General features: G+C 61.5%; 25 protein-coding genes. 11 read left to right on the top strand and 14 right to left on the bottom strand.

Going from position 1 to position 20,948, the window contains the following annotated elements:
* Positions 1-228: 228 nt before the first annotated feature.
* Positions 229-372 carry a hypothetical protein gene (locus ACIOMR_RS15020; RefSeq protein WP_166742173.1) on the top strand — a complete coding sequence of 48 codons (144 nt, stop codon included), beginning with the start codon at positions 229-231 and terminating at the stop codon, positions 370-372.
* Between the two features lie 4 nt (positions 373-376).
* Here ACIOMR_RS15020 and ACIOMR_RS15015 read toward each other — a convergent pair whose 3' ends face one another.
* Positions 377-625 carry a DUF1652 domain-containing protein gene (locus tag ACIOMR_RS15015; RefSeq protein WP_008435982.1) on the bottom strand — a complete coding sequence of 83 codons (249 nt, stop codon included), beginning with the start codon at positions 623-625 and terminating at the stop codon, positions 377-379.
* A gap of 243 nt (positions 626-868) precedes the next feature.
* Between ACIOMR_RS15015 and ACIOMR_RS15010 the strand changes: the two genes are divergently transcribed.
* The gene (locus ACIOMR_RS15010; protein WP_401194955.1) at positions 869-1,813 is read left to right on the top strand and encodes a sensor domain-containing diguanylate cyclase; all 945 of its coding nucleotides are present in this window, start codon (positions 869-871) and stop codon (positions 1,811-1,813) included.
* A gap of 287 nt (positions 1,814-2,100) precedes the next feature.
* On the opposite strand, the gene ACIOMR_RS15005 is transcribed toward ACIOMR_RS15010, so the two are convergent.
* The 4 genes from ACIOMR_RS15005 to ACIOMR_RS14990 all read right to left on the bottom strand — a co-directional run bounded on the left by ACIOMR_RS15005 (position 2,101) and on the right by ACIOMR_RS14990 (position 4,535).
* The gene (locus ACIOMR_RS15005) at positions 2,101-2,361 is read right to left on the bottom strand and encodes a hypothetical protein (protein ID WP_003219703.1); all 261 of its coding nucleotides are present in this window, start codon (positions 2,359-2,361) and stop codon (positions 2,101-2,103) included.
* A 4-nt stretch (positions 2,362-2,365) separates the two neighbouring features.
* A complete protein-coding gene (locus tag ACIOMR_RS15000; RefSeq protein WP_401194952.1) occupies positions 2,366-2,812 on the bottom strand; it encodes a GNAT family N-acetyltransferase in 447 nt (148 codons plus the stop codon).
* Positions 2,813-2,903: 91 nt separating this feature from the next.
* Positions 2,904-3,803, bottom strand: a complete 900-nt coding sequence (locus tag ACIOMR_RS14995) for a helix-turn-helix transcriptional regulator (RefSeq protein ID WP_401194949.1) — start codon at positions 3,801-3,803, stop codon at positions 2,904-2,906.
* A gap of 36 nt (positions 3,804-3,839) precedes the next feature.
* The gene (locus ACIOMR_RS14990; protein ID WP_102369405.1) at positions 3,840-4,535 is read right to left on the bottom strand and encodes a fumarylacetoacetate hydrolase family protein; all 696 of its coding nucleotides are present in this window, start codon (positions 4,533-4,535) and stop codon (positions 3,840-3,842) included.
* A 172-nt stretch (positions 4,536-4,707) separates the two neighbouring features.
* Here ACIOMR_RS14990 and ACIOMR_RS14985 point away from each other — a divergent pair, with 172 nt between their 5' ends.
* Positions 4,708-5,259 (top strand): DUF4262 domain-containing protein, encoded by a 552-nt coding sequence (locus ACIOMR_RS14985; RefSeq protein WP_003219697.1) that lies wholly within the window; start codon positions 4,708-4,710, stop codon positions 5,257-5,259.
* 3 nt (positions 5,260-5,262) lie between these two features.
* On the opposite strand, the gene ACIOMR_RS14980 is transcribed toward ACIOMR_RS14985, so the two are convergent.
* On the bottom strand, positions 5,263-5,592 hold the full coding sequence (locus tag ACIOMR_RS14980; protein WP_023658946.1) for a hypothetical protein: 330 nt from the start codon (positions 5,590-5,592) through the stop codon (positions 5,263-5,265).
* Positions 5,593-5,805: 213 nt separating this feature from the next.
* Between ACIOMR_RS14980 and ACIOMR_RS14975 the strand changes: the two genes are divergently transcribed.
* A complete protein-coding gene (locus tag ACIOMR_RS14975; protein WP_003219695.1) occupies positions 5,806-6,351 on the top strand; it encodes a hypothetical protein in 546 nt (181 codons plus the stop codon).
* A 62-nt stretch (positions 6,352-6,413) separates the two neighbouring features.
* Here the strand turns inward: ACIOMR_RS14975 and ACIOMR_RS14970 are convergent, their stop codons facing one another.
* The 3 genes from ACIOMR_RS14970 to ACIOMR_RS14960 form a co-directional block, all read right to left on the bottom strand.
* Positions 6,414-7,052, bottom strand: coding sequence for a hypothetical protein (locus tag ACIOMR_RS14970; protein WP_134326911.1), 639 nt, complete (start codon positions 7,050-7,052; stop codon positions 6,414-6,416).
* A 117-nt stretch (positions 7,053-7,169) separates the two neighbouring features.
* Positions 7,170-7,490, bottom strand: coding sequence for a multidrug efflux SMR transporter (locus ACIOMR_RS14965; RefSeq protein WP_087693029.1), 321 nt, complete (start codon positions 7,488-7,490; stop codon positions 7,170-7,172).
* Positions 7,491-7,557: 67 nt separating this feature from the next.
* Positions 7,558-8,004: a carboxymuconolactone decarboxylase family protein gene (locus ACIOMR_RS14960; RefSeq protein WP_029615984.1), complete on the bottom strand. Its 447-nt coding sequence runs from the start codon at positions 8,002-8,004 to the stop codon at positions 7,558-7,560.
* Positions 8,005-8,199: 195 nt separating this feature from the next.
* Here ACIOMR_RS14960 and ACIOMR_RS14955 point away from each other — a divergent pair, with 195 nt between their 5' ends.
* From ACIOMR_RS14955 to ACIOMR_RS14945, 3 genes are all read left to right on the top strand, one after another.
* Positions 8,200-8,802, top strand: coding sequence for an FMN-dependent NADH-azoreductase (locus ACIOMR_RS14955; protein WP_087693030.1), 603 nt, complete (start codon positions 8,200-8,202; stop codon positions 8,800-8,802).
* Positions 8,803-8,819: 17 nt separating this feature from the next.
* The gene (locus ACIOMR_RS14950) at positions 8,820-10,232 is read left to right on the top strand and encodes a PLP-dependent aminotransferase family protein (protein ID WP_177040036.1); all 1,413 of its coding nucleotides are present in this window, start codon (positions 8,820-8,822) and stop codon (positions 10,230-10,232) included.
* Positions 10,233-10,309: 77 nt separating this feature from the next.
* The gene (locus tag ACIOMR_RS14945; protein ID WP_401194940.1) at positions 10,310-10,909 is read left to right on the top strand and encodes a TIGR00730 family Rossman fold protein; all 600 of its coding nucleotides are present in this window, start codon (positions 10,310-10,312) and stop codon (positions 10,907-10,909) included.
* Positions 10,910-10,964: 55 nt separating this feature from the next.
* Here ACIOMR_RS14945 and ACIOMR_RS14940 read toward each other — a convergent pair whose 3' ends face one another.
* From ACIOMR_RS14940 to ACIOMR_RS14930, 3 genes are all read right to left on the bottom strand, one after another.
* Positions 10,965-13,454: a TonB-dependent siderophore receptor gene (locus tag ACIOMR_RS14940; protein WP_401194937.1), complete on the bottom strand. Its 2,490-nt coding sequence runs from the start codon at positions 13,452-13,454 to the stop codon at positions 10,965-10,967.
* A gap of 89 nt (positions 13,455-13,543) precedes the next feature.
* Positions 13,544-14,488, bottom strand: a complete 945-nt coding sequence (locus ACIOMR_RS14935; RefSeq protein WP_008435992.1) for a FecR family protein — start codon at positions 14,486-14,488, stop codon at positions 13,544-13,546.
* A complete protein-coding gene (locus tag ACIOMR_RS14930; protein ID WP_003219688.1) occupies positions 14,485-15,030 on the bottom strand; it encodes a sigma-70 family RNA polymerase sigma factor in 546 nt (181 codons plus the stop codon). Before ACIOMR_RS14930 ends, ACIOMR_RS14935 begins: the two co-directional genes overlap by 4 nt.
* Before the next feature lie 174 nt (positions 15,031-15,204).
* On the opposite strand from ACIOMR_RS14930, the gene ACIOMR_RS14925 reads away from it, so the two are divergent.
* Entirely contained in the window at positions 15,205-15,516 is a 312-nt protein-coding gene (locus tag ACIOMR_RS14925) for a hypothetical protein (RefSeq protein ID WP_401194935.1), read from the top strand.
* A gap of 51 nt (positions 15,517-15,567) precedes the next feature.
* Here the strand turns inward: ACIOMR_RS14925 and ACIOMR_RS14920 are convergent, their stop codons facing one another.
* Positions 15,568-17,715 (bottom strand): TonB-dependent receptor family protein, encoded by a 2,148-nt coding sequence (locus ACIOMR_RS14920; RefSeq protein WP_401194933.1) that lies wholly within the window; start codon positions 17,713-17,715, stop codon positions 15,568-15,570.
* Between the two features lie 216 nt (positions 17,716-17,931).
* On the opposite strand from ACIOMR_RS14920, the gene ACIOMR_RS14915 reads away from it, so the two are divergent.
* Genes ACIOMR_RS14915 through ACIOMR_RS14905 form a run of 3 tightly spaced genes read left to right on the top strand, consistent with a single transcriptional unit; the run spans position 17,932 to position 19,315 of the window.
* Entirely contained in the window at positions 17,932-18,090 is a 159-nt protein-coding gene (locus ACIOMR_RS14915; RefSeq protein WP_003219684.1) for a hypothetical protein, read from the top strand.
* A 4-nt stretch (positions 18,091-18,094) separates the two neighbouring features.
* The gene (locus ACIOMR_RS14910) at positions 18,095-18,733 is read left to right on the top strand and encodes a helix-turn-helix domain-containing protein (RefSeq protein WP_008436005.1); all 639 of its coding nucleotides are present in this window, start codon (positions 18,095-18,097) and stop codon (positions 18,731-18,733) included.
* 60 nt (positions 18,734-18,793) lie between these two features.
* Positions 18,794-19,315: a hypothetical protein gene (locus ACIOMR_RS14905; RefSeq protein ID WP_043225000.1), complete on the top strand. Its 522-nt coding sequence runs from the start codon at positions 18,794-18,796 to the stop codon at positions 19,313-19,315.
* 262 nt (positions 19,316-19,577) lie between these two features.
* Here the strand turns inward: ACIOMR_RS14905 and ACIOMR_RS14900 are convergent, their stop codons facing one another.
* Positions 19,578-20,906, bottom strand: coding sequence for an LLM class flavin-dependent oxidoreductase (locus ACIOMR_RS14900; RefSeq protein WP_401194929.1), 1,329 nt, complete (start codon positions 20,904-20,906; stop codon positions 19,578-19,580).
* Positions 20,907-20,948: the final 42 nt, after the last annotated feature.

Raw genomic sequence — 20,948 nt, 5'->3', positions numbered from 1 at the left:
GGTTGAACGGCAGGTGTCCGAAAATCCGTCGCAACAAAAAGAACTTTTTATCGCGACCGCTCAGGACGGCAGGCAGGGCCAGTATTGCCCAGGGTTTGCGGGGAGTTGATGAAATTGTTGAAAGGTCGCGACGGATTTATCCATATGGCCGCGTTCAAGGGTTAACCGTTGGTAATCGACAGGCGCGTTCTGTTGGTTGGCGACGCCCATCACCTTGAGGAAATCACCATGTCTCGTCGAATTTCACTGCTGGTTGCCGCCGTCCTGCTCATGAACCTTGGCGGCTGCGTGTTCCTGCCGGGGCACCGCGAGCATTGCTGCTGGCGCGGTTACGGGGTAGTGACTACCCCGACGGCACAAGCGATCTCCTGATCCGCTAACTGACCGCTGCAAAACCCCTGCGCCCGGCCTTGATCTCGGTGCGCAGTTCGCCAATCAGGTTTGAGATGGAACGGATGCTGTCCAGACCCTGGGGCGACACACGGGGCAGCAGCAGGTCGACGCGCCCGGAGGCCGGGTCGAAGATGTTGATGCGCAGCGAACCGTCGCTGTTCAATGAGCAGTCACAGGCGAGGGGCAGGAAGCCCGACTCCATGATGTGGCGAAACTCGGCGATCGAAATCATGCGGGCACCCTTCCCTGTACGGGGCTCGGAGGACGTGATCCGTCTAGGGTAGATGAGCTTTTTCAAACTGCCCGGGAATTAATTCAAAAGTGATACTTGGTGCGCATTTCGGCTAAAACCGCTGGCCGGCTGACGCCAGAAAAACCACACAGCCCCCCTCTTATCCGATGCCACGCGAAGGGCTTGCTTCCTGGCGATGATGGCCAGATGCTCTGGTTTTTTCCGACACCGAGAGCACCCCGCATGAGTATCGAACCTTTGATCGAACCCGACAGTGCTGTGTACAAGACGTTGCTGGAATCGACCAAGGCCATCCCCTGGCGCATCGACTGGCCGACCATGACCTTCAGCTACATCGGCCCGCAAATCGAGGCGCTGCTGGGCTGGACGCCACAGAGCTGGGCCACCGTGGATGATTGGGTGGAACGCATGCACCCGGATGACCGCGAATACGTGGTCAACTTCTGCGTCTCGCAGTCCCGGGCCGGGGTCGATCATGAAGCCGATTACCGGGCGCTGACCGCCAGCGGTGAGTACGTGTGGATTCGCGACGTGGTGCACGTGGAGCGCAAGGACGGCGAGGTGCAGGCGCTGATCGGCTTCATGTTCGACATCAGCGAGCGCAAGAAGACCGAAGAACACCTGATTCGCCTGCAGAAGCAGCTGGAGGAGTATTCGTTCCAGGACGGCCTCACCGGCATCGCCAACCGGCGCATGTTCGATACCGTGCTGGCGCGGGAATGGACCAGCGCCCAGCGCAGCCAGTTGCCGCTGTCGTTGATCCTGTTGGATATCGACTATTTCAAGCAGTACAACGACCTCTATGGGCATATCAAGGGCGACGAATGCCTGCGCCAGGTGGCACGCACGCTGTCGCAGGCGGCCAACCGGCCACGGGACTTCATTGCGCGTATCGGCGGTGAGGAATTTGTGTGGCTGCTGCCGGAAACCGATGCCGAGTCGGCACGGCGCGTGGCCGAACGCTGCCTGCATTTGATCCGCCAGCAGCAGATCGCGCATGAGCACTCTGCGGTGTCGGACCTGCTGACACTGAGCCTGGGCGTAGGCACTTGCACGGTAACGCCGGGCGGCGCGGCGCTGGCCTTTGTCGAAGCCGTCGACAAGTTGCTGTACCAGGCCAAGCGCAATGGCCGGATGCGTGCAGAGTTTGCCAACGTGGCGGATTGACACAAAAGCCGAATCGCGGGCAAAAAAAATCCCAAGTAGCTGATGGAAACTTGGGATTTAAAAATGCATAAACCGTGGGAGGTGAACGCCCGGCTATATTACCCAGCGGGAAAACTTGTAACAAGATAATTTTCAACCTTTCGTCGGATTAAAACAGCGCTAAGTCATTCAATAACCACACTTTTTTAATGGATCCGATTATTGGAAATGCCACTTTTTGGTGCAATAACAGCGCATCGTTAAACAAACTTCGCTGTTTAATTCCGCGATAAAAATAAGGTTATTGATTAAAAGTGCGTGGGCTTCTTCAAATAGTGCTGATACAGGTGTTTGCACGGATCCACCAATACAAGTTCGTCCTGGGGCGTGGCGCGCGAAACACTGGCTGCCTGACGGCATAACGCCAGGCGCTCCGCCGCCTCTTCCCGCTGCCGGTCTACCTGGGCATTGAGCCGAACGAAATAGGTCCCCAACAACACCGCGACACATAGAACCCCGACGCCAAAATAGCGCAAGGCGTTGGATTGAGGGGGTTCCAGCTCACTCATACACTCATTGCACCTTGTGTTTCTGATAGCGAACATCGTCGCCCTCGGCCGTGTCGACCACTGCCCAGCCAAGCCGCTGGTAAAAACCGTTGGCACGGATCTGATCCCGCCCATCCGTGATCAGGAAGAGCGTGTCGTGGTGCTCGAACAGCGCGGCCTCGGCCACTGCCATCAATTGGCGGCCCAACCCAAGGTTCTCGTGAGACGGCAATACAAACAGGGCGAACACCTCGCCTTCGGCAAGATCAACCATTGCAAACGCGACAGGCCTGCCGTCCAGTTCGGCAAGCCATACGCAAGGCGCCTCGCGCATGCTGTCGGTGACGACTTGCGGGGTAATGCCCAGCTCAGCCATCTGCTCGCGGCTTAAGTGGTTCTGCACCACGGCGGTGCGAATGTCGAAAATGGCATTGATATCGCCCGGAGTTGCCAACCGTATAACCGAACCCATGTGCACCGCCTCCCGATGAGACGCTCAATTGTATGTAAATTGAAACACATCGGTTGTGGTGGATTTGTAAAACAGTCAGCCGGATTGCGCGTTAATCCTGCTCACGCCGCCTGAACTGCCCCGGCGCCAGCCCGTGGGCCTTGCGGAAACACCGGGAAAAATACGCCTCGTCGGTAAACCCGCAACGGTGCGCAATCGCGCCGATCATCTGCGGGCTGTTGAGCAGCAGCGTGCGCGCCAGTTGCATGCGCCGGTCGAGCACCAACTGGGAGAAGGGTTTGCCGGTTTCCTTGCGCAACAGGTGGGTCAGGTAGTTGGGCGACAGGAACACCGCCGCGGCGGCATCCGTCAGGTTCAGCGACGGCTCGTGCAAATGCTCGCGGATGTAGCCTTGCACCCGGGCCAGGGCATCCTTGCGCCCACGCCGGGTGGCGTTGTTGGCGGCGAACGCCTGGAGCGGTTCGGCGTACTGTTGGCACACCAGCCCGATCAACTGGAACAGGTAACCCTTGAGCCGCTCCCGGGCGCCGAAGCTGCGGTGGGCGTCCAGGGTGCGCATGTGTTCCAGCCAGGCTTTGACTTCTTCGAAGGCCGCGTCGTCGAGGATGAAGTCCAGCTGCTCCTGGAAGCGGAACGGCGACAGCTCCGGCGCCTGGCCGATGGGGATGTCTTCCAGGTCCAGCGGGTCGCAGGTCAGTTGCGGCAGGAAAAAACCCTGGCTGAAATTGATCAGCATGAAGTCGCCGTCGTCGGGATGGGGAATCACGTGCAGGCGATGGGGCAGGATAAAGGCCAGGGCCTTTTTCGGGAACGGGCGCACCGCACCGCCGATGTGCTGCACGGTGTCGCCACCCAGGTTGATCTGGATCTGGAAATATTCGTGGCGATGGGGACTGGTCAGCGCCGCCCTGCCCCGCTTGTCGCGGATGTAGAAGTCGGAGCGGTCGCTGCGTTGTTCCATGCCATAGGTGGTGATGCGGGTGCCGGGCATACGTACTTCTCGGAGGGCCTGGGCACCACTGTAGCGTCAACCCTGGCCGAGGGTGAAGCTCAGCTCCGCCAGGCCGTCGATCCCGGCGGTCACCACATCGCCCGGTTGCAAGGCGCCGACGCCCGCCGGGGTGCCGGTAAAGATCAAGTCGCCGGCTTTCAGCGCCACGGATTTGGACGCGTGGCTGATCACCTCACTGACCGACCAGATCTGGTCTGCCAGATCGCCCACTTGACGTTGCTCGCCATTCACCTTGAGCCAGATTCGCCCAGTGCCCGGGTGGCCGACGGCACTCACCGGCCGCAGCGGAGTGCAAGGTGCCGACTCATCAAAGGCCTTGGCCCATTCCCACGGCCGCGACAGCTTTTTCGCCTGGGCCTGGAGGTCGCGGCGGGTCAGGTCGATGCCCAAGCCGTAACCCCAGATATGCGCAAACGCATCTTCCGGGGCGATGTCCACGCCGCCCTTGCCGATGGCCACCACCAACTCGACTTCATGGTGCAGATCGGCGGTCAGCGGCGGATAGGCGATCACGCCCTCGGCGGGCACCACGGCATCAGCTGGCTTCATGAAAAAGAACGGCGGCTCGCGGTCGGGGTCGTGGCCCATTTCGCGGGCATGTTCGCTGTAGTTGCGCCCGACACAGAACACCCGGCGCAGCGGGAAGCGGGCGTCGTCGCCGTGGATGGCGAGGGACGGGGTTTCGTTGGGAGTGATGACGTAGCGGGTCATGGCATGTGCCTCTTCGGTTACCTGGGGCCAGTATGCGGACGGGCTCCGGGGCGAAGTTGGACAGGCTTACGCAGATTTTGTACTGGGCGGTGCATCGGTCACTTTGCCGAGCGAACCCAACACTGCTAGCCTCATCGCGCTTTCAACCCCTGATCCCGCAGAAAGGACTCTGATGAACATCATTCGCGCCGTCGCCCTCTTCGCCGCCTCATTGTTCTCGATGAACACTTCAGCCAAGGCCCCGCTTCCGGGATTCCAGTTGCCCAAGGCAGATTCGGAATATGACGAGAAGGTGTTGGCGGATATCAAGAAGATCGGCTGGCACCATGTGCATGTGCGGGCTGAAGACGGTGAGCCTTCGTTCGCCTACTCCCTGGGGTTCTACGCCAACTTCGGCCAACCGGAAATCATCGTATTCGGGCTGCCCCCGCAGATTGCCCAGCAGTTGCTGAACATCGCCGCGATCCGCTTTGCCGGTGCAAAAGCCGCCTATGAAACCTACAAGCCCTATGACGATATTGCCGAAGGCATGCGCATCGCCTTCATTCCTGTAGACCGCAGGCACTACCGCGAGTACCTCGGTTATGCCGGCTGGTTCTACGCCTCGATCAAAGCTGATTTCCCTGCGTTGCAAATGGTCTGGCCGGACAAACAAGGGCGCTTTCCGTGGGAGCCCAACTACGACCAGTCGTTCTCAAGGCTCCAATTGCTGCTGGATAAATAAGGGTTATTTACGCGCCAGCTTGTAGCGCAAACAGTCCTGATAAAAACTCTGGCGAATCACCTCGGGCTTGACCCGCGAACGGCTGTCGTAGGTCTGTTCGGTGATGCCCATGGCCATCATGTGCATCCAGGGTTTCTTGAACTGGTAGGTCTTCAGCTTCTGCCGCGCGGCGTACAGCGAGACGCCCGACAGCTTCAATTCCTGGGCCCGGGCGGCGGTGCCAGCCCCCCAACTGCACATGTACTTGTCGTTGTCCCGCAGCTCCCGTGCCTCAACCGAAACCGCCCCACCCGCCAGGGAACAGGCGATCAGCATGATTCCAACATTGCGCATTTGCATCCCGCCTAACCACCTGAAAATAAAAGTGATTTTGGCGAGGATTTTGTTACAAAGGGGCCAGCAAATTGCCTTATCGGTGAATTTTCCGACCTGAAACCGAACCGAGTAACAGCGTTGCCATTCAGGCATTTTGCCACTATTGGTTGCCGATGGCCCATTGCCTGACGATAATCGCGGCGCTCTCCCACACTCACGCAAGGAAACGCCGTGAAAAAGCTTCTACTGTTGACCCCATTGCTCGCGCTGCTGTTGCAAGGCTGCGGCGTCACCATGACGCAATACGAGCCGAACTTCGATAACGTCCAGGTCCTCAAGCAGGCAGCGCCGCTGCAACCCGTCAGCAATGCCCAGGTGACGGCCGCGTCGGGCGAAGGCTCGTTGTCTGTACGTGCCAACCCGATCCGCTCGCCCAGTGGCAGCATTCCGGCGCATATCCAGGCTGCAATCACCCAGGAACTGCAACTGGCAGGCCTGCTGAACCCGCAAGCAGAACGTCATCTGCAAGTGCTGGTGGTGAAGAATTCGCTGTCGGCAGGCATGGGCTCCGGCAACGGCACCCTGGCCGCGCGGTTTACCCTGCTCAAGGGCAATGACGTGGTGTACGACGCGACCAAGGAAGTGAATCACACCTGGCCCAGTTCGTTCTTCGGGTTCATTGCGATCCCGAATGCCGCCAACGCCTACAACCCGATGGTGCGGGATTTGCTCAAGTCGCTGTACAGCGACCCGTTGTTCATCAAGGCGCTTAAGTAAGGCCTGGGCTGCGAGGATCGGCCACCCTGCCCTCGCAGCTGTTTCAAACGTTCAGTTACGTGTCACGCCCGTGGCACGCCGGCATCCAGCGCCGAATACTTCAGGTTATTACCGTCGACCATTTGCTTGAGCAGGGCATTGACCTGGCGGGTGAAGGTATCGGTCACCGCGTCTTTCGGCGTATTGGCCATCAACGGGATGAACCAGATGCCCATCCAGGTATTGATCGAGTCGTGGTTGGTGCCGGTGCTCAGCGCCTGGCCTTGTGCGTCCACCGATTCCAGCTTCATGGTGTACTGATCAGTCCCCAGCGCCGGAATGATGGTGAAGGTAAAGCCGCTGATAAAGGCCAATACCAGTTGGCCGCCACCCGGTGGATGGTTGTAGACCTTCAGGCGCAGGCTGTAATCGCCTGGCTGCTTCTGGAATTCATCCAGGGTCACGCGACCAAACAGGCCGGAGTCAGTCAGGACTTTCTGCAGCTGTGGCTTGAGCATGTCACGCGCTTGTGGGACTTCGGCCGCGGCGGCATTTGTCGGCTCGCCCTGGTAGAACTTGAAGTCTACGTAGACGTTCGGTTTGTTGGCGTAGCTGGCCTTCGACGGCAGCGTGACGGGTGCCACTTCGTCTTTCGTGAAGCTGGCGCAGCCGCCCATCGACAACGTGATCAGGGCCAACCCCAGCATTTTTCCAATGTGCATTACGACTTCCTTAGTGAATGGAGCGTCTCCATGGCCGGAGTTGCTGGGGGCGGATGATAAAGAGTGGGTGGGAATGTTAAAAGGCCATCTCCGAGAAATACCCGCTCGCAGGCAGCACTAGTTGGCGGAGACCAGTTTCAGGCCGATCACGCCGGCCAGGATCAGCACGATGCACAAAACCCGCAATGGCGCGGTGGAATCGCCCAGCAATGCCATGCCGAGGATCGCGGTGCCCGCTGCGCCGATTCCAGTCCAGACCGCGTAGGCGCTGCCCACCGGCAGGGTGCGCAGTGCCATCGACAGCAGGATCACGCTGGAAACGCCGGTCACGACGGTGAGCAATCCGGGGGTGAATCGGGTGAAACCGTCCGAGGCCTTCATCGCGAACGCGAAGGCGATTTCAAGGATGCCGGCCAAGCCGAGCAGTAGCCATGCCATGGGATGAGCCCTCAGGAAATACAGTGGGTGTGTGGCGAGCAGCCCCGCCACACCGAATCAGCGTTGGCTATGCCTTGGCAGCTGCCGCTGGCGTGGTACGGAAGGTGATGCCCAGTCGGTTGAAGGCATTCATCAAGGCGATGCCGTAGGTCAGGTCAGCCAGTTCCTTGTCGCTGAACTCGGCGGCCGCTGCCGCATAGTCGGCGTCCGAAACATCACTGGCGGTCACGGCTTCGGCAAAGGCCAGCGCCACGCGCTCACGCTGGGTGAAGACTGCGCCAGCGTCGTGCCACACTGGCACCAGCACCAGCTTGTCCACGGCCAGGCCTTGCTTGAGCAGGTCCCGCGAGTGCATGTCGATGCAAAAGGCGCAGCCGTTGACTTGCGAAACCCGCAGGTAGACCAGGTCGATCAGCTCCTTGGACAGGCCGCTGTTTTGCAGGTAGACGTAAACCCCGCCGAACGCCTTGTAACCTTCAGGGGAAGCTTTGGAGTAGTCGAGACGCGTTGTCATGGTGAAGTCCTGTAGCGGTTGGATGAAGCCGCCATCTTGCGGCGCCATGGCCTACCCCAAAAGAGCCATGATCTGGCTTGAACACCAGACCATGAATGCCCGGATATGGCCTACTCTGAATCTTGATTCTTGGCTCTTTGGCCTGGGTCATGGGGTTCGTAGACTGAGGGCCATCCATCCAGGAAGCAACGCACCATGAATATCCTCCATGTCAGTGCCAGCCCTCGCGGGCAAGCGTCGGAGAGCAACGCCCTCTCCCTCAAGATCATTGAATGCCTGCGCCAGCGGCATCCAGACGCCGAGGTGATCCAGCGCGGCATTGCCGCAAATGCCCTGGCACCGGTGGACGAGCCTTATGCAACGTCCCAGCAGTCCCTCGTGGACGTCTCGTCCGAGGGGTCGATGGCCCAGTCCGAGCGGCTTGTTCAGGAACTGGAGCTGGCCGACATTGTGGTGATCGCCACCCCCATGCATAACTACTCGGTGCCCGCGGCCCTCAAGCTATGGCTCGATCACATCGCACGGGTGCGCCGCACCTTCGATATCTCGGCCCAGGGCAAGATCGGCCTGTTGCAGGACCGGCCAGTGTTCGTCGCCATCGCCTCAGGCGGGCGGTTTTCCGGGGAGCGCGCGCACCAGCCGGACTTCCTGACGCCGTACCTGAAAACCATACTGGGCATGATCGGCCTGCATGACGTGACCTTCTTCACCGTCGAAGGCACCGCTTCCCGCCCGGAAACTCTGGCCCAGACGCGCCGCCAGACCGACCAGGCGCTGCACGATTATTTCGCCACCTGAACAGGACCCGCCGCCGGATGAGCACTTCGATCAAGGCCTTTTCACCGCTGGACGCCGGCGCCGCGGAGCCGATTTACCGGCAACTTTACTGGCGGTTCCGCAGCGCGATTGCCGACGGTTTGCTCAAGCCGGGCGAACGCATACCCGCAGCCCGGGCCCTGGCCAAGGAGCTGGGGTTGGCCAGGGGCACCATCGATACGGCTTATTCGCTGCTGGCAGCCGAGGGTTATATCCAGCCCCGAGGCCAGGCCGGCACGGTGGTGGCTGAAGGGATCAAGGCCAGCCTGCCGGAGCGCCCCATGACGGCCAGCGACCACAATGCCGTGCGGCACAAGGCCGCCGTGTTGCCGTTTCAAATGGGGCTGCCCGCACTGGACGCGTTCCCTCGCAAGATCTGGTCGAAAATCGCCGCCCGCTGCGTGCGGGCCACCCAGGTCGCCGACATGGCCAACCCGTGCGTGTTCGGCCTGCACTCGCTGCGCACGGCGATTGCCAGCTACTTGCAGGTTGCCCGGGGTATTCACTGCTCGCCGGCACAAGTCTTCGTCACCTCGGGCTACCGCAACACGCTGGGGCTGATCGCCCACGCACTGCTGGAACCGGGCGATCGGGTGCTGGTGGAAGACCCGGGCTACCTGTTCACCCGGCCGTTGCTGGATTACCTGAATATCAAGGCCATACCGGTGCCGGTGGACCCGGATGGCATGCAGGTATCCCGGGCCGTGCAACAGGGCAAAGGCGCCCGCGCCGTAGTGGTCACGCCGGCCCATCAAAGCCCGCTGTGTGTCTCGCTGTCCTTGCCCAGGCGCCTGGAACTGCTGGATTGGGCGAGTCGCCAGCAGGCCTGGATCATCGAGGACGACTACGACGGCGAATACCGCTACGTGAGCCGCCCGCTGCCGGCCCTCAAGAGCCTGGACCGCGACGGCCGAGTGCTGTACGCCGGAACCTTCAGCAAGGTTTTGTTCCCCGGCATCCGCCTGGCCTATCTGGTGGTGCCGGCAGCTCAAGTGGAACGCTTCGAACATGTCAGCCAGACCTTCCTCGGGGGCTGCCCGGAGTTGACCCAGGCGATCGTCGCAACGTTTATGACCGAGGGGCATTTTGCGCGGCATATCCAGCGCATGCGCAAACTCTACGGTGAGCGTCGGGAGGCCACCGCCAGGGGCTTGCGCAAGGCCTTGGGCGAGCATATTTCGATTGACGCCCAGCCGGGCGGGATGCACTTGATCCTGCGCCTCAATGCACAACAGTCAGACCGCCTGTGCGTGGAACGCCTGGCGCAGGCCGGCATTTATGCCGAAGCCTTGAGCGACTGGAATATTCAAGGCCAGACCGGCCCCGGCCTGCTGCTGGGCTTTGCCAATATCGAGTCCGAGGCCATCGCCGAAGCCCTTGGAAAACGCATCCTGGACGCACTCATGGCCTGATCCGCCAGCCGGTTCTTGGCTCTTTTGCCCACCGGCGAGTGGCGCCATGCTGGACAGCCTGTCCTCACCCGCCTGGAATGCCCATGCCCACTCCCCTGCGCAGCCTTGCAGTTTTCTGCGGTACCAATTTCGGCTTCAACCCGCGCTATGCGGATGGCGCCCAAGCCCTCGGTCGGGAAATCGCCCGGCGCGGCATACGCCTGGTCTACGGCGGCACCCACAAGGACTTGATGGGCGTGGTGGCGGATGCTGCGCTGGCTGAAGGTGGCGAAGTCATCGGCGTGATCACCCAGTTACTGCATGACCGCGGCCATTCCCACGCCGGGCTTACCCACCATGAAGTGACTCAAGACATGCGCAGCCGCAAGACACGCATGAGCGACTGCGCCGACGGTTTCATTGCCTTGCCCGGCGGGCTGGGAACCCTGGAGGAGTTGTTCGAGGCGGCCACGCTGACCCAGGTCGGCGAACACCACAAGGGCGTGGCGTGCCTGAATACGGAGGGGTTCTTCAACCCGGTGCGCGCCCTGTTGGATCACGCCGTGAAGGAAGGCTTCATGAAGGTCGAACACAGCCGGATGCTGATGTTCAACGAAGACCCCGGCGCCCTGATTGATGCCCTGGAGCAGTGGCAGGCGCCGGTGGTTTCCAAGCTGATTGAGCCGGTGGCGAACTAACGCTTTTCGGCCTTGGCGATGCTGCTCCCGAATCCTTTCGCCAAGGCCTTTTTATTTACCACTGATAGGTCGCACTGGCCTGCACGGTACGCTGCGAGCCATACCAGCACCACGAGTAGGAATAGCAGGACGCGACGTACTCTTTATTCGCCAGGTTGGTGGCGTTCACTGCCAGGCGCAGGTTGTCACCCTGACGATTGATGTGCGGGATGTCGTAGTGCACCGCTGCATCGAACAAGGTGTAGCCCGGCACCTTCAGGGTGTTGGCGGTATCGCCCCAGGAAGAACCGACATAGCGCGCACCGGCGCCTACGCCGAAGCCCTTCAGCGTGCCGTCGTGCAGGGTGTAATCCGCCCAGGCCGACGCGGTATGACGTGGTACGGCGTAGGTAGTAGTGCCTTCGGCAGCCACCGCCGGGCCGACACCGATGTCGCTGATGGGCGCATAACGCACGGTGTTGTTGGATTTGCTGATGCGGTTATCCAGGTAGGCATAGGCCGCAGTGATATCCAGGTTGTCGTTCAGGCTGGCCTTGCCTTCCAGTTCAAACCCGCGGGATTGCACTTCACCGTCCTGAATCTGGCAGCGGGAGCCGTTGCACAGGTGGGAAGCGTCCGGGTCCAGCGTCGGTACGTTGGTCTGGCGCAGGTCGAAAATGGCAGCCGTGATGAAGCTGTTGCTGCCCGGCGGCTGGTACTTGATGCCGATTTCCGTCTGCTTGCCCTCGGTCGGCTGGAACGTCGAACCGCCGTAGCCCGTGCCGGATTGCGGCTGGAACGATTCCGAGTAGCTGACATACGGCGCCAGGCCGTTATCGAACAGGTAGACCAGGCCCAGGCGGCCGGTGAAGGCCTTGCTGTCCTGGGACGACTTGGTCTTTTTCTGGGTGGTCATCGCCAGGGTACTGTTGTCGGTGCTGGCCCAGTCATAACGCCCGCCCATCAACAGCACCCATTTGTCCCACTTCATCTGCTCTTGCAGGTACACCCCCGTTTGCTCGCTGCGCGAGGTGGCGTCGCTGGTGTAGGCCGGCACCGGCACGGCCGCGCCGTAGACCGGGTCGAAAATATCCAGCGTAGGCCCTGCCGTGTACACGCCGCTGCCCGACTTGGTGTCGGTGCTGGTGTTCTGGTAATCGGCGCCCATCAGCACGGTGTGCTGCAACGGCCCGGTGTCGAATTTGGCCTGCAACTGGTTGTCGAGGGCATAGGCGTCGATATTCACGTCGCTGGCGATGGTCGAGCGGCGGATGGTGCGGTAATCGCTCTCCAGGTAGTTGCTGTAGAGGCTGCGGTATTGCCCTTCGCTGCGCAGGTAGCGCGCATTCTGGCGCACGGTCCAGACATCGTTGAAGTGATGCTCGAAGGCGTAGCCGATGGAGTAATACTCGCGGTCACTCTTCTCGAAGCTTTTTTCGCCGTCGTAGAAATCCACGTCGATCTTGCGCCCCGTCGGGCTGTGCAGCACCGAGCCCCAGGCTGGCATCGAGCCGTAGGACGCGCCCTTGGGGTCTTTCTGGAAATGCCCGAGCAAGGTCAGCGAAGTGTTGTCGTCCGGGCGCCAGGTGAAGGCGGTGGACAGGGATTGACGCCGGGTTTCGGTGTGGTCGATCTGCCCGTCGGCATCGTCGAACAGGCCGGCAACGCGGTAGGAATAAACGCCTTGGTCGTCCAGCGGGCCACTCAAGTCAAAGGTCGTGCGCTTCTTGTTGAAGGTCCCGTACTCGACGCCGACTTCATGGAACGGCGTGTCCAGCGGGCGTTTGCTGACCATGTTGATCACGCCGCTGGGGGTGCCCTGCCCGTACAGCACCGACGCCGGCCCGCGCAGCACTTCGACGCGCTCCAGGTCGAAGGCGTCTTTTTGCGGCAAGGCATCCCGGCTCGACGGCATGCGCAGGCCGTCGAGGTAGGTCGCCGGGGTGAAGCCACGGATGGTCAACTGGTCGAGACGCGAGGCGGTGGAGCCACGGGTTTCCGGGATCACGGCAGCGCTGTAGCGCAGGATCTGGTTGAGGCTCTCGGCGTTCTGCGCGCGCATCTGGTCTTTGGTGACCACTGAGATCGACTGCGGGGTTTCGATCAGTGCGGTGTCGGTCTTGGTGCCCGACAGGCTGCGGGTGGCCACGTAGCCAGACACCGGGCCGGTGGGGCTTTCCGACTGGTACGCGCCGCTGATGGTGGTGGCCTGCAACTCCATGGCGCCATCGGTGTGCGGGATGGCTTCGAGACGGTAGCGGTGGTCGGCGATCTTCAGGGCTTGCAGGCCGCTGCCGGCCAACACTTGGGCCAGGGCGGCGTCGGTATTGTATTGCCCGTTCAGGCCATTGCTGCGTTTGCCGCGGGTCAGGCTCGAATCAAAGGCCAATACCAGGCCCGCCTGTTCGGCGAGGCTGTTGAGGGCCTGGCTCAGGTCACCGGCGGGAATGGAGAACGCAGCGCTTTCAGCCGCGTAGGACGCTTGAACGGTCAGCAGGGGTACGGCGGCAAACGCCATCGCCACTGAAAGGGTCAATGGCTGTAAAGGACGAGCAAGGCGCGACATGAGAAGTCCTGGGAAATGGGGGTTCTATTAGTCATGACGGCCATGTCGGAAAATCGGGTATGAATGAGAGCAGTTTTTATTCAGACTTTTTACAGCGGCTTGATCACCACCACCAAATCCGTGAAGTACTCCACCTTGATCGGCAGGTTATCGGCCAGTGACGCCAATGCCGCGCCGGTGTCGTCGAGCTTGAATACCCCGGACACGCGCATCCCTTGCAGCGCCTGCGGATCAAAGCGCACCAGCCCATGGCGGTAACCGGCGAGGGTTTGCAGGACCTCGCTCAGGGGTTGGTCGTCGACCTTGAGCAAACCACGGGTCCAGGCGTCCGGGTCGGCGTTGCCGATGGGTTGTGGGGTGCCGGCACGGCCGTCCTGGAGCGTGGACTTCTGCCCCGCCGGCACTTTCACGTCGCCCGCAACGGTGCCTTTGACGGCCACGGTGGACTCGATCACGGTGACCACGGTCGCGCCATCCTCGGCCTTGCGCACCAGGAACCGCGTGCCCAACGCCGTGGCCGTGCCCTGGTCGGTGTGCACCACAAACGGCCGTTGCGCGTCCTTGGCCACCTCGACCCACATCTCGCCCTGCAACAGTTCGATCACCCGTTGGTGGCCGTCAAACTTCACGTCCAGTGCCGAGTTGCTGTTGAGCTGCACCTGGCTGCCGTCGGTCAGTGCCACCTGGCGCCGTTCGCCCACGCTGGTGCGTTGGTCGGCCATCCACACCGGCAGGCGCTCAATCCCGGCCCAGCCGCACAGCAACACACCCAACAGCGCGACGGCCTGGGTGCTACGGGCGGCGAACCTTGTTTTCTGTGGGGCAAATGCACGGTTCAGGGCCATGCGCGCTGGGGCAGCGGGCAACTCGTCGAGGCTGCCCCACAGGCTGCGCATGCGCTCGATGGCGACGGCATGCCGTGGATCGGCCTGGCACCATTTCTCGAAGGCCGCGCGGTCGGCCTCGGTCACGTGGTCGTCGTGCAACAACGTCAGCCAGCGGGCGGCTTCACTGATGATCTGCTCGGAACTCACGACAGCGGGTCCGCCCCGTGCAGGGTGTGATAGCAATGCACCAACGCACTGGAGATGTAGTTCTTCACGGTGCTGGAAGACACCTGCAGTTGTTCGGCGATTTCGCTGTAGGTCAGCCCGTCGAGGCGACTGAGCAGGAATGCCTCGCGGGCCTTGGCGGGCAGGCCGATGAGCATTTCGGCAATGCGTTCCAGGGCCTGCAGTGCCACATGAATCGCCGCCGGGTCCGGCATGCCGGCATCTTCGCTCTGGATCGCCAGGGCTTCCATGTAGGCCTTTTCGATGCGCCGCCGACGCGCGCCATCGATCATCAAGCGCCCCGCCGTGGTGGCCAGGAAGGCGCGGGGTTCCTTGATGGTATGGGGGTCGGCCAGCAGCAGGATGCGGATAAACGCGTCGTGGGCCAGGTCGGCGGCATGTTGCGAGCAGCCGAGTTTCTTGCGCAGCCAACCGTGCAACCAGGAATGATGGTCGCTGTAGAGGGTGGTGATGGTCTGCTGGCGACGGGCTATATCACCGTCAGCTACAGGAAAGTCATGCATGCGCAAAAATTTCTCAAACAAGAAAGATTACCAATTGCGCGAACGATGACAGTAAAACGAAGGGGGAGCAAGGATGGAGTGATGGGTTGCAACGAATCTGCGACTTGCTGTGCCCACCTTGAAAGCGACCAGTGCGCACGCGACACTTCTGCGACTCATACAAGGACATCACGCATGACAACCTTCGCCAACACGGTCTCCACCCGCGAGGCCTATCAACTGCTCAAGGACGTGGCATTAGAGGTTCGAACGCTGAAACCCGTCAGCTCCGGCGACGAGCAAATGGTTGTCGACATCGACGGCTGGCAGGTCACGCTGTCAACCTGCGGGACGGCTCTGGAGTGCTGCCTGCGCTGTATTGCACCGGATAACAGGCAAGGTTCACTGAACACCTGGCAACGTTACGGCACCAATCCGCTCGATCTGATGAGCCTGTGGGAGCGAACGCAGCTGCAGCGCCTGGTGCATGCAGCCTTCGTTCGCTGAACGTACGCTTTGCCCGCAATCACCCACTGCCAACATCAAACACTTTACGGATTAACGCCAGCTCCAGGAAACCCCGGTGTAAACCCCCATGCCATCCCCCGGCGTCGACCGCGCCACGTCCAGCCCCTTGTCGTCATAACCCGGCGTGACCGTGTTCGCGTAACGCCGGTTGGTCAGGTTGCGCAGGTCGACCCAGGCTTGCCAGTCGTGCTTCGGCGCGTCGTACCCGAGCGTCGCGCCGAGCGGTGTGTAGGCCGCCGCGTAGTAGGAGTTGGCGTAGTCCACCGCGACCCGCGATGAATGTTCGCCATTGAGGCTGGTGTAGAAACCGCTCGGGTGGCTGTAGCGCAATTGCGCCTGGTAGTAGTGCCTGGGGATGCCGGGCAAGGTGTTGTCGCCGAAGCGGTCGTCGTTGCGGTAGTGGAAGTCGCTGTAGGTGTAGGCCTGGCGCAGGGCGAGCTGGCCCGTGCGGCCACCGTCCCACAGCGGGCTGATCAGGCTCAGCTCCAGGCCTTGGTGCACGGTTGGGCTGGCGTTGGATTCGGCGATTATTGCGGACGTGGTGGACGTCGCGGCCTGGGTTTCGACGCTGAGCAGTTCGTGGCGCACCTCGGAGCGGTACAGCGCCAGGTCCCACTGGCCGAACCACGCTTCACCGCGACCGCCGACTTCCAGGGTGGTGGCGGTCTGGTTTTTCAGCTTCACCCCTTCACGTTGCAAACCGCTGGCCGGGCCGCTGCCCACGGGGAAGTACTTGTTGGAACCCCAGATCATCGACCACGCATGGGGCGGTTCCACCGAGCGACTCAGGTTGCCGTACACCTGCAATTGGGGGCTGAAGTCGTAGCGCAGGCCAACCCTGGGCGCGTAATCCCAATCGTGCTGGCTGACGGGTGTGTGGGTCTGCGGGTAGCTGACTTCGGTTTCACGACGGGTATAGATCGCCGCCAGCCCGGTGGTCAGCCAAAGGTCCGGCAGCAGTTCCAGGTCGTTGCCGATATGCAGCACGGTGTCCGAACCCAGGTAGCTGTAGTCGCGGGTCTTGGTGCCGGGTGTGTAGCCCGCCGTATTGCCGGTAGGGATCCGCACGAATTCCGAGCCACCGTTGTTCGGCATCGCCTGGGTGGTGCGCAGGCCGAGGGTGGTCTTGCTGTCACGCCCGAACAATGTGTCCTGGCGGATGTAATTCAGGGTGCCGCTGACGTCGGTGTAGGCAACCTTGAGACGGTTGGTGCCCTCGCGCAGGTCCATCGGGTAATCGTGATACGCCAGCCCGACCTCGACCCGGGCGTTGTCGCCCAGGTGCAGGGTGGTTTTGTTGGCGATCCAGGTCGAGCCCGGTTGCGTGCGTTTCGAGTCTCGCGCCACGTTGAGGCTGGCGGCGGCGCGCGGGTCGTGGCTGATCTGGTCGCGGGTCAGTTTGCCGGGGGAATCGTTGTCGGTTTCGCGGTAGCGAAAGTAGAAGCGGGTTTCCAGGTCGGGGTTGAAGCGGTAGCCGAAGTTGGCCGCGATGCCCTTGCCGCTGCCGGCGCTGTGGTCCTGGAAACCGTCGTATTGCGAGTCGGTGAGGCTGATGTAGTAGTCGGCATCCCCCAGCACCTGGCCCGAACTGATCTCCCGCTGGCCGTAGCCATGGCTGCCGGCTTCGTAGCGTACTTGCAGCCTGGGCGCGTCGTAGCCGGTGTGGGTCACGTAATTGACTGCCCCACCCAGGGCCAATGCGCCCTGGTCAAAACCGTTGGCGCCACGCAGCACTTCAACGCGGCTGAGCCACAACGGGTCCTTGAGTTCGTAGGGCGTGCCACCCGGGCCGGTCAGTGGCAGGCCGTCGAAGGTTTCATACAGGCCGGAAGCGTGGGCGCCTGGGCCCCGGTTGATACCCGAGCCACGGATCGAAAGCTTCACCCCTTCGTTGTTTGCCGCCTTGGCATAAACACCGGCCTGGTACTTGAATACGTCCTCGTTGGTGCTCACCCGCCCCTGATCGACGCTGCCCATGTCGATGTAGTTGGTAGCGCCGGGCACGCTCTTGAGCTGGACCTCGGCCAGTTCGTCGGCGCTGAGTTCGGCGCTGCTGACTTCGACGGGGGCCAGTTGCAGCGTGTCTTCGGCCTGGGTGGCCGGGCTGAAGCTCAGGACGGCGCCAAAGCCCAGCAAGGGCCAGGCTTTTCGGGAGGTGAACGGAAACGCGGGGGGCATGGGGGTAAATCCTTGGAATTCGTTTTTGCGACGGGCTCGGTCCGGCACAAGGTCTGTGGTGGGAAGCCCGTGAAGCGCGGCGGGTCACCATTGATGAACGCACAGGCCCCCATCGGTGTTAAGTCCAAAATAGAATTACCAAATGCAAACTCAGTATTTATGGAAATAAGCGGCACCGATTACTGTAGAGCCATTGAGTCCCCAGAGATTTACGTCATGCAAACATCCGCCACCGTCATCGATTTCACCCTCCACCGCAAACGCCGCCAGGCTCGCGCAGCGGCTGAACTGATGTGGGCGATGTATGCGGCACGGGCCGGGGTCGCGCTGTTTACCGCACACGTCACCACGTCCAGCGATACCCGCCGGGCGTGAGGCGATGAATTTCCTGCACGCGATACCCGAAGTGCCCGACCTCCCCACCAAACCCAAGGACTGCAACAGCGGCGACGATGACGCCATCGGCCAGTGCGTCGCGCAGAACTTGCAGCGCCTGCGCAGTAAACGCTACCTGTCGCTGGATGCCCTGGCGCGCAACTGCGGCGTAAGCCGGGCGATGCTCGCGCAGATCGAGTCCGGGCGCAGCGTGCCGTCGATCAAGGTGCTGTGCAAGATTGCCAAAGGCTTGAAAGTCTCGGTGGCGGCGTTCCTGGAAAATCGAGCGTTCGAAGGGGTTGAGCTGCTGCCGGCGCAACAGAGCAAACGCCTGGTGAGTGCCGATGGCAGCTTCATCAGCCGGGCGCTGTTTCCGTACGATATGGCGCGCCAGTCGGAGTTCTACGAGATACGCCTGAAGGCCCTCGGCGAGGAGATTTCAGAAGGTCACGGGCCCGGCATCCAGGAAAACCTGGTGGTGGCCCAGGGCGTGCTGGAAGTCAGCGTCAACGAGGAACGCTACCTGCTGTCTACCGGTGACTCGATTTTGTTCTACGCCGACCAGCCCCACCGCTATCGCAACCCCGCAGACAGTGAGGCGGTGGCATTCCTGGTGATCACCTACCCGGAACGCCTGGACTGAAACGCAAAAAGCCCCGGCACTCGCCGGAGCTTTTTGATTTCACGCCAAACCAATCAGCAGGTGCAGCACATCATCGGCATGCCGTTGCAGCTCATCATCATCGGCATGGCGCAGTCGTTCATCATCTTCATCATCAGCATGCAACAGTTGTTCATCATGTCCATGCTCATGCCAGGCATCGGCATCATCTTGCAGGTCATGCAGTCGGCTTCCATCTTGCATTCCATGACGCACTTCATCATCGGCATAGGCATGCCCATCGGCATCATCATCGGCATGTTCATGGTCGACATGCTGTTCATCATCGCCATGCCGTCTTCAGACATGCACATCATCGACATGTTGGCGCACTGCATCATCATCGGCATGCCGCAGTTCATCATCATCGCCATCATTTCGGCGTTATTCTTGAACATCGCCATGTCCATGCCCGCGGCCGGCTTCATGGTGCACATCATGGCCTCGTCGGTCATCTTGCAGGTCATGGTTGCCATCATCATCGGCATGCCCATCATCGGCATCATCGGCATCGCGTTGTTCATTGGCATCTGCATGGCGTTCATCATCTTCGAAACTCCGTAATCGACAGGAAATGAGTAAGTTCTGGGGCCGATTCTAGAGAGGCCGCACAACGGCGCAAGACGCTGGCCCAGCAGCAGGAATAGACGCTGCATGGGGATTTCCCGGGGCGCGGCAGCGGATAATTCCGCGATGACAGATGCTTTGGCGTGATCACGCCGGCCGGCTCCGCTATCAGGGCCAAACCGGCGCGATGGATATGCGATTGGGGAATGGCCCCCAATCAGAAGGAAATAAACGATCTAACCACGGTAGAAATACCCGCTCATTCGGCGAAGAAGCGGTTCGCCGGACGCGGCAGCCCGAGGTTTTCCCGCAGGGTAGAGCCTTCGTACTCGTGCCGGAAGATCCCGCGCCCCTGCAACTCGGGCACCACCCTGGCCACAAAGTCATCGAGCCCGCCCGGCAGCCACGGGAACATGATGTTGAAGCCATCGCTGCCCTCTTCTTCCAGCCACTGCTGCATCTCATCGGCAATACTGTGGGCGGTGCCGACAAACGAGAGACCTGCATAACCGCCAAGACGCTGGGCCAATTGGCGCACCGTCAACTGTTCGCGATCAGCCAGCGCCAGTACCCGTTCGCGGGAGCTCTGGCTGGCGTTGGTTTGGGGAATCGCCGGGAGGTATTGGTCGGGATCAAACTTCGTCGCGTCGGTACCCAGCGCGATCGACAGCGAGGCAATCGCACTTTCGTAATGCACCAGGCTGTCGAGATGCGCACGAATCCGCCGCGCATCTTCCAGCGTATCGCCGACCACCACAAACGCCCCGGGCAAGATCTTCAGATGGTCGGGATGCCGCCCCACCGCCAGCATCCGGCGCTTGATATCGGCATAGAATTTACGCCCTTCCTCGAGCGTGCCGGGCGCCACGAAGATCACCTCGGCGGTTTCTGCCGCCAATTGCCGGCCGGGCTCCGAGGCGCCGGCCTGCACGATCACCGGCCAGCCCTGCACCGGGCGGGCAATGTGCAGCGGGCCGCGCACATTGAGGTAGCGGCCCTGGTGATTGAGGGTGTGCAGCTTGTCGGGGTCGAAGTACACACCGCTGTCGGCATCGCGAATGAAAGCATCATCGGCCCAACTGTCCCAGAGCCCGGTGACCACATCGTAGAACTCCCGCGCACGGGCGTAGCGCTCGTCGTGGGCGTAGGCCTGCTCCAGGCCGAAATTCTGCGCCGCATCCGGGTTGGCAGTGGTGACGATATTCCAGCCGGCGCGACCGTTGCTCAAATGATCCAGGGACGCGAAGCGCCGGGCAATGTGGAACGGTTCGTCGTAGGTGGTCGAGGCCGTGGCTACCAGGCCGATGTGCTCGGTGGCCTGGCTCAGGGCCGACAATAAGGTGAACGGTTCGAAGGAGGTGGCGGTGTGGCTGCGCTTCAACGCGTCGATAGGCATGTTGAGCAGGGCCAGGTGGTCGGCCATGAAGAACGCATCGAAACGCGCTTTCTCCAGGGTCTGGGCAAACTGCTTGAGGTGCGTGAAGTTGAAGTTGGCGTCACGGTAAGCGCCGGGATAGCGCCAGGCGCCGGTGTGGATGCTGACCGGACGCATGAACGCGCCCAGCTTCAGTTGGCGTTGAGTGGTCATGGAAAGCCCCTGATCGAGAGGGGCCCAGCATCGGATGGGCGA

Origin of the sequence: Pseudomonas sp. NPDC087814, assembly GCF_044742865.1 — a bacterium.
GTDB lineage: Bacteria > Pseudomonadota > Gammaproteobacteria > Pseudomonadales > Pseudomonadaceae > Aquipseudomonas.
Note: the sequence above shows the minus strand (reverse complement) of the source record. Positions and strands in the feature narration are given on the sequence as shown.